This window comes from Brevibacterium sp. SIMBA_078, from assembly GCF_046534565.1.
Taxonomy (GTDB): domain Bacteria; phylum Actinomycetota; class Actinomycetes; order Actinomycetales; family Brevibacteriaceae; genus Brevibacterium.
This window is the reverse complement of sequence record NZ_JAWRYQ010000404.1, coordinates 1-253: the sequence shown is the minus strand read 5'-3', so window position 1 is coordinate 253 and position 253 is coordinate 1. Positions and strand designations below refer to the sequence as shown.

The window sequence follows — 253 nt, the reverse complement described above, 5'->3', positions numbered from 1 at the left end:
ACTGCTATCTTTTGCGTGCTGATAGTCATAACTTGCACCAAATAAGTAGCTATCGATTATCCAATCTGATGTTAGCGTGATCCCTTTGATTTTGGCTTCATTGACGTTTTCACTACTACCACCTATATAGTTACCAGTATTGTCAAATCTGGAAACAAAGCTGATTAGGTCGTCAACTTTATTATGGTAGCCAGTCAAGCGTGTAGATTGAATAGTTGTGTCATATTCAATAAAGGCTTCATAGTTATCGCTG

1 protein-coding gene is annotated in these 253 nt (G+C 37.5%); it reads right to left on the bottom strand.

Going from position 1 to position 253, the window contains the following annotated elements:
• On the bottom strand, positions 1-253 hold a 253-nt coding region (locus SB749_RS20200), incomplete at both ends, for a TonB-dependent receptor domain-containing protein (protein WP_410711880.1).